Below are 6,991 nucleotides of genomic sequence, written 5' to 3'. Positions count from 1 at the left end.
CTGAATTAATGAGTTGATTTACTGTCAGTGATGACCGGCTCACTGAAAACTTGTTGAAGGCCACGCAGCAATGGCGAGGCAAGGTATTTTAATATGCTGTGGTTACCTGTAATAATGAAAGCATCTACCGTCATCCCAGGTTTGATAACATCACGTTCTTTTGTACCGATAGTGAACTCTACGATAGCTTTGTAATACCTCACCGTATTTCCATTAACCGTATCTTCGTAGGAGTCAGGACTGATTTGCTCTACTACACCGGTATAAGGTTTTGAGCCCGAGAGAATAAATGAGAGAATTTTCACGTTAACCGAACCACCAACATAAATTTGATCGCGATCTTTAGGCTGAATTTTTACTTCCGCGAGCATTTTGGTTGACATTGGTTTAATCTCAAACAGCGAGTCAGCAGCCTGTATCACACCGCCTTTGGTGAAGGCATTTTTGTTAATTTGATAAATCACGCCATCAATGGGCGATCGGACGCGAGATTCTTTCATCTGCTTTTGTAATACACTCATGGCAGAGTCATTAAGCGCAGCTTCATGTTGAGCATCGACCAGGTTTTTCGACAAAGTATTACGAAAAGTAAAGATATCATCATTAATTTCGCTATGGATCACCTTTATCTCTTCTGATTTCGCTACTACCTGGCTTTCAAGATCGATAAGCTCAGACTTGAGACGCTCTACTGCCTGTTTTTTTGCCAACAGAGTGGTATAAGAACTGATACCCTTTTTAACCAAAGGAGAAAGAAGATTAACCTCTTCCTGAACAAGCATTAGCTCGCTGTTCTTGCTGATTTTAGAAATACCTAAACGCTCAATTTCGGAATTGAGGCTGTTGATTTTATTATCCTTCGTTTTGGTCTGGCTAATTAACAATTGTATATTACCAATCAAATCCTGATTCGTGATATTGCTAATATCAAAGAGAGTATAATCTTGCCTCCAGGCCAAAATAGACATCATTTCTTTGATATATAAGGCAAGATAGCGGTGCTGAGCTTGGGTACGTTCGTTTTCTTTCTGAATATCAAAGTTTGATGTTTCGGCAAGGACCTGGCCTTTGGTAACAAAATCCCCTTCCGCGACATGAATCGCATCAATCGTTCCACCTTTAGAGAGAGAAACGACCTGAGTATTATCCTTGGTGATAATGACACCGCTGCCATGTACGACCGAATTTATCTTTATCAGGCTAAAAAGTAGGAGTATGACGAGGGTCATCACGACGATGACCATCATCAGATGGTCACACTGTTTCCTGTTCATTGCGACATAGAACCGCTTTTAGGCTGTATCTGGCCAGGTTCCAGATACAGTTCATGTAACAGATCGGCGAGTTGAGCCATCTGTTCAAGCTTCGCCTGATAGATAGAGAATTGTGACTCAATCATTGTCAGGTTAGCTTGATAATGTTCATTCCTGCTGGAAATAAAGTCGAGTAGCGATTTTTGACCTAATTTGAACTCCTCTTTATATAGTTCAATGAGTTTCCCGGCATTTTCATAGGAGCGTTTAGATATTGCTAATGAATCTTTTCCCGTCATATATTTAGAGACAGAAGCATCAACACTATTGCGAGTTTTAAAAATAAAATCATCAAGACCCAGTTTTGCCTGGGTATATTTTGCGCTAAATTTGGCAACTTCAGATTGGTTCTTAAAGCCATTAAAAATGTTAAAGCCTACTTTAACGCCAACCTGGAGTTCATCCTCATAATCATCCTGCTGCGCATCTTTGGAAGGATTATTGTCCGTGTAGTGGGCGTTGAAATCTACAACCGGATAATTAGCTGATTTTGCCGCCGAATATTCAGCATTTGCTGCAGATATCGCCTTCGTCAAAGAAAGATACGTCGGATTATCCTGCATGATTTTTTTATAAACGGCATCTTTATCAGTATTAAAAAGGTATTTATTGAAAAAATCAGGCAGCTTACCCAGGTTTTCAGCGGTGACATTGTCTCCCGTAAGATTACGCAGCATCATTAACTGCGTATCCAGTTGCGCGCGGAAATTCAACTCCTGAGTGCTTAAAGAGTCGATAGATACCTGAACTTTACGAATATCCGATTGCATTGCTGCACCTGCGGCGATGAGTTCGGAAAAATCATTCAGCATCTGCTTGTAAAAGATTTTCTCGTCATCGATCACCGCAAGTATCTGCCGGGTTTTTTCCACTGACAAATAGGCATCGGCCGTTTTTTGTGCGGTTGTAAGCAACTCTTGTTGGAAATCGTACTTACTGGCCTCTTCCTGCTGCTCAGACTTAGAAATATTGCTGCTTCTGACGCCAAAATCCGCAATACGGTAAGCGAGGGTTAATTTATTCTCTACGTTCTGCTCATTATCATGTTCGTCCGTTTTTTTATGGATGGCTTCTGACGAAACGTCCAACGTCGGATAGAGAGAAGCTTTGCTCATGTTTGTCTCCTGGTGACGCATTTCGGTCTCCCAGGAGGCAATGGCCACAGAAGGTTGCGTGTTTAACGCATCCACAATTAACGTCCGCAGCGGCAACGTATGGTCTCCCGTTTCTGCATGAGCGCAGATGGCCAACGGCAGCGAACTCCCGAGGATAAGCAAAGCGATGACGGATTTATTCATGGCTTTTTTTCTCCTTAAGGACATTAATTTCTTTTTGCAGATTGCGGTGCATTCCGGCAATTTGTCCAAGCAAGGGTTCAAACGTCTGTGACTGGCTATCCAGCGTGGCGACGGTTTCATGGTGGCGATCGAGGTTGACGCGTTCGGCGGTTTCTACAGCGTTGGAGATGCCATCCAGAAGTGAAGCCTGCTCGCTAAAGTGGCGCTCAGCAACGGTATGTAGTTCCCCCACGTTTGCATCAAGATGTCCAATACCATCATTGACCTCCAGGACGGCATGATGGGTCTGCGCTTGCGAGGCCAGTAGTTCGTCCAACGTACCGCGCTGAGATTCAACCGTAGACATCAGTTGTAACTGGCTGGTCTGCAGCAAAGATTGACTTTCGGTTAGCGCTGCAAGGTGTGTTTCCTGGTTGACCAGAGCTTGCGTAGATGCGCCGATCTCTTTCTCAATCCCGAGTAAAGCGGAATGATTCGACGTGATGCCCTGGTCTATATGCTGTAACTGTTCAACCTGTCGATGAACCGCGGCAATAAGGGCATCATTAAACATCTCCGTTTTGCTGGCCCCCTCTACAGTGAAGTTAAGAAGTGAATTCAGCATGTTGTTGCTGGTGTCAAATGCGTTAGTCAGGCGTTCCTGAAAGCCAAACATGCCCGCTTTGAACTCTTTGATCACATCGTCAAGATCGGTTATCAGACGCAGGGTTTTCGTTTTTCCGAGCGCAGAATTTTTACTGCGCTCATGACATTCTCTAACGAAATCAAGGCGCGCATTGCGTAAATCGATGGCTAAACGGGTGAACTCCCCACGCAGGAAAGAACACATCACATTAAGTAAAATAGCGCTCACTACCCCATAGATTGATGAAACGAATGCGGTATTCATTCCTTTCAGTGGTTCAGCAAGCGAGGAGACCACACTGACGATAATCCCTAAGGTATCCGCCTCGTTACCGCCGGTGATTTGCGATTTTTCCAGTAATGTGATGACCGAGGCAATCGTCATTGATAAACCCGCGAAGGTACCCAACAGGCCAATCATGGTAGACAGGTTTGCGCAGGTCATAACCCCTGCCAGACTCTGGTTCTGCTTACGATTCACGCTGTTATCCATGCTTTCGTACAGCGTGGCAACAGTATCATCATCAAGGCCATGACTTGCTGAGAAAACAATCTTGTTGGCATCACCAAGCAAATAAGAGTGTTTCTGCGCGTTCTTATTACGTAATACGCTTACACACTTACTTATTTCAATAAATGAGAAAATAACAATAAATGTACCGGTCAGATACATAATAATAATGATGGAACTGTAGAATGCCGCGACATGCCATGTTTCAAAAACATAGGCGCGTAAGCCGGGAATACACAGCAAAATAACAGGCAGAAATGCGAACACTGATGCAATAATAAATGCATGATACCGCTTTAAGTTATTCATTATTTATCATTCACTCTTGGTAATGACGGCACTATTCGTCAACGTTGTTGCATCATTAACGACTGAGATAGAAACTTCCGTGTTAGGATATTTGCTTTTGACGACCTTTAGCAGGATCACACCGCGCTCGTAGGCCAGACGCATCGCATCTGAAATAGCGATGGAGGGACTGACATAGGCATAAACCACAATGCTGACCGGTTTATCTGTGCCAAACCATTTAGCCATCTCATCAATGATTTCTTGCGGATAGCCTTGCTCCATTGATTTGAAATGAACAATGAACTGATTGCCCTGAGTCTCCCAGGATGGGTTCGCTTTCGAGGTATCGAATTGACCGGAAGTTTGCCCTTTAATCGAGGTGGCCGTTTGGTTGTCGGCCAGTCTAATCACGTCACTTTTTTTATCTTCACGGCCCGCTTGCTCTGACTCGTCTGCAGGAGATGCTGCTGAAGCGGCAGTAGAATCAGAGGCGGTGGCGAAATCTGTACCGGTAGCAGCGCCAGCATCAGTTGAAGTTGAAGTTGAAGTTGAAGTTGAAGTTGAAGTTGAAGCAGAAGAAGCGGCCAACATATCAGCCTCAGCATCCTGGCTACGATTTTTATTAGCGCCTGCCGCAGTTGCTTCAACTGGCTGTGTTTGATCGACCGTACGGGTTTGATTGGGTGTTGTGCTGACAGCACCACTGCTGGCTCCGCTACCACTTACCGAGGAGGCTACTGGCTGAACAGTTTGTTCAGCCAGTAAAGGGGCTTCATAACGTTTTTTAGAGCTTTCATACATGATTAACATACTGTTAAGTACGAAAACTAACATCAGAAATATAAAAATACATAAAACCGTTGAAAATGCATCAACGAATGTTGGCCATGGGTTACTCTCTTCCATAAAAGCACCATATAAAATAAATTAATCATTCCTCAGCGGACATTATATTCATCAAAAAAAAGAAAAAATACTCACTCATTGTGTTTTAAGAAAAAACCAATACAACAAACAATATAAATAAATTCATTTTCATTCACCAAAATAATATCAGTCACAAAAACAACACTCCCCCCTGAGCGAAGCCTTTAGTTTATCCGTTTGAATTCTAAATAATATAAAACATGCCGCACGCTTGTTTTTTAGATGAAAGAAAATTCATTCATGTAAAAGCAATTCCAAGAATCATTGATATTATTTATGTAAGAAAACGCAGTTTATGGGGTGTAAAAAAAACGGCTCCTTATTACAGAAGCCGTTGTGGTATCACCGTTTTAATCTGTTCAGCATTGCCCGCGGGCAATGCTGCTTAATAATAGTGCGACATTACAGTGCCATCAGTCGGTCCAGCGACGGAGCAAAGTAATAGCCGCCGGTTACCGGCTTGGTGAAACGCAGCATGGCGTCACGCTTACCGTCAGTGTCACCGAACATGCTTAGCAGTTGCTGCTCAATATTATGTAGACGTGCGCAGTAAGCGCAGAAATAGAGACCGTGCGTGCCGCTGGCCGTGCCGTATGGCAGACTCTGGCGCACAATTTTCAGCCCTTTACCATCTTCTTTGAGATCGACGCGGCTCAGGTGAGAGGTAACCGGACGGTCATCACCGTCGATCTCTTCGTTGGCTTCCTTGGTACGACCAATCATCATTTCCTGGTCGTGAATGCTCATGCGGTTAAGCTGCTGCAGGTTATGTTCCCAACGCTGCACAAACACATAGCTGCCGCCAGCATCCACGCCATCTTTGATCACCGCGACTTCACGGCGCGTTTCTTCACCAGCCGGATTTTCCGTACCGTCAACAAAGCCGCTGAGATCACGTTCTTCAACCCAACGGAAACCGTGGATCTCTTCTTTAACGTCAATGCAGTCACCAAATGCTTCCATTGCCGCCTGCGCGACGGAGAAATTCACGTCATGACGCAGAGAGAGTATATGGATCAGCACGTCATATTGGGTAGCCGGCGCCAGGCCTTTACCATAAGGGATAAAGTCTTTTAACTCTTCCGCCCCAACGCCGCCGCTTAATGCACGCCAGGTGTTGTTGCCGAAAGCCACAACCGCGCCCAAATGCGCATCCGGGAACTTCGCTTCAAAGGTCGCCAGTTTATCGGCAAAGATTTTGCTGGCCGCACGCAGGGCCTCAACGTCGCCTTTAACATTGGCTTCAATCCAAATCGCCGCACGGCAATGTTCTGGCAAAATGCCACTCTGAACCTGAGACATTGTTCCTCCTGAAAAAAAGATGCCACGACCTCGTGGCATTGATTGGCGCTATTCTACCTGTTTTTTTAGCAAGTCGATTTGTTCAGACGCAAATTAACGCCGCCAGATTATTTTGCTGACTTTCCACGTTTTCAGCGTATCGTCCGATGGCATTAAGCCCTCAGGCCCGCTCCATTCGCCGGAAAAAATATAGCTAATATGCTGACTTCCTTCAGCTTTACATTCAATGTTCGCGCTGTCATCGCCGGTTGCTTTCTGGCAATTACCAAAGGCTTTGGTGTAAAGGTCGCTAAACGGTGTACCGATTTCGACACCCGCGTCTGATGAAATATCGCTGTCCAGGACATCAATACGGCTGATGGTTCCCTGACTGCCATTGATGACCATTGCCAGCTTGTCATCTTTCATCGCTTCATAGAAGCGCACCACATTACCGTCATCAGTCTTCATCCCGCTGCGCAGGCGGTAATCACCGTCCAGGGCATCAGCAATAGCTTTTTCATCCAGCGGCGTAGCGCCAGTTAACGCGCCGACGCCCTGCTCAGTGACCTGCGTTGAAGAACCGAACCAGTTCCACGGATTGGCGGCAGACCAGTTCACCGACGACAGCGTGGAACACCCGGTCAATAGCAGCGGCATCGCGCATAAAGTCAAACGCAGTGATTTCATTTCACTTCCTTCCTTATTTATCAACGTTGCTTGGAGTCCGGTTTCGCCAAAAAGTG

General features: G+C 45.2%; 5 protein-coding genes and 1 pseudogene. All 6 read right to left on the bottom strand.

What is annotated here, in order from left to right; translation table 11 throughout:
• Nucleotides 1-5: 5 nt before the first annotated feature.
• The 6 genes and pseudogenes from ICA20_RS07185 to ICA20_RS07160 all read right to left on the bottom strand — a co-directional run bounded on the left by ICA20_RS07185 (nt 6) and on the right by ICA20_RS07160 (nt 6,935).
• Nucleotides 6-1,247: an HlyD family type I secretion periplasmic adaptor subunit gene (locus ICA20_RS07185; RefSeq protein ID WP_051594533.1), complete on the bottom strand. Its 1,242-nt coding sequence runs from the start codon at nt 1,245-1,247 to the stop codon at nt 6-8.
• Nucleotides 1,248-1,270: 23 nt separating this feature from the next.
• Nucleotides 1,271-2,611: a TolC family protein gene (locus tag ICA20_RS07180; RefSeq protein WP_051594534.1), complete on the bottom strand. Its 1,341-nt coding sequence runs from the start codon at nt 2,609-2,611 to the stop codon at nt 1,271-1,273.
• Nucleotides 2,604-4,055 (bottom strand): MotA/TolQ/ExbB proton channel family protein, encoded by a 1,452-nt coding sequence (locus tag ICA20_RS07175; protein WP_051594535.1) that lies wholly within the window; start codon nt 4,053-4,055, stop codon nt 2,604-2,606. Before ICA20_RS07175 ends, ICA20_RS07180 begins: the two co-directional genes overlap by 8 nt.
• Nucleotides 4,056-4,799: 744 nt before the next feature.
• A pseudogene (locus ICA20_RS07170) lies at nt 4,800-4,943 on the bottom strand (hypothetical protein); the annotation flags it as partial.
• Nucleotides 4,944-5,366: 423 nt separating this feature from the next.
• The gene (gene yfeX / locus ICA20_RS07165) at nt 5,367-6,266 is read right to left on the bottom strand and encodes a porphyrinogen peroxidase (protein WP_038642506.1); all 900 of its coding nucleotides are present in this window, start codon (nt 6,264-6,266) and stop codon (nt 5,367-5,369) included.
• 93 nt (nt 6,267-6,359) lie between these two features.
• Nucleotides 6,360-6,935, bottom strand: a complete 576-nt coding sequence (locus ICA20_RS07160; protein WP_038642508.1) for an RpoE-regulated lipoprotein — start codon at nt 6,933-6,935, stop codon at nt 6,360-6,362.
• Nucleotides 6,936-6,991 lie beyond the last annotated feature (56 nt).

Origin of the sequence: Citrobacter sp. C5_2 (assembly GCF_014596845.2) — a bacterium.
GTDB lineage: Bacteria > Pseudomonadota > Gammaproteobacteria > Enterobacterales > Enterobacteriaceae > Citrobacter > Citrobacter werkmanii.
This window is presented reverse-complemented; position numbering and strand designations above follow the sequence as displayed.

Coding starts and splice junctions, on each gene's coding strand:
- ICA20_RS07185 (WP_051594533.1), bottom strand. CDS start 1,247: ATGATGGTCATCGTCGTGATGACCCTCGTCATACTCCTACTTTTTAGC.
- ICA20_RS07180 (WP_051594534.1), bottom strand. CDS start 2,611: ATGAATAAATCCGTCATCGCTTTGCTTATCCTCGGGAGTTCGCTGCCG.
- ICA20_RS07175 (WP_051594535.1), bottom strand. CDS start 4,055: ATGAATAACTTAAAGCGGTATCATGCATTTATTATTGCATCAGTGTTC.
- yfeX (WP_038642506.1), bottom strand. CDS start 6,266: ATGTCTCAGGTTCAGAGTGGCATTTTGCCAGAACATTGCCGTGCGGCG.
- ICA20_RS07160 (WP_038642508.1), bottom strand. CDS start 6,935: ATGAAATCACTGCGTTTGACTTTATGCGCGATGCCGCTGCTATTGACC.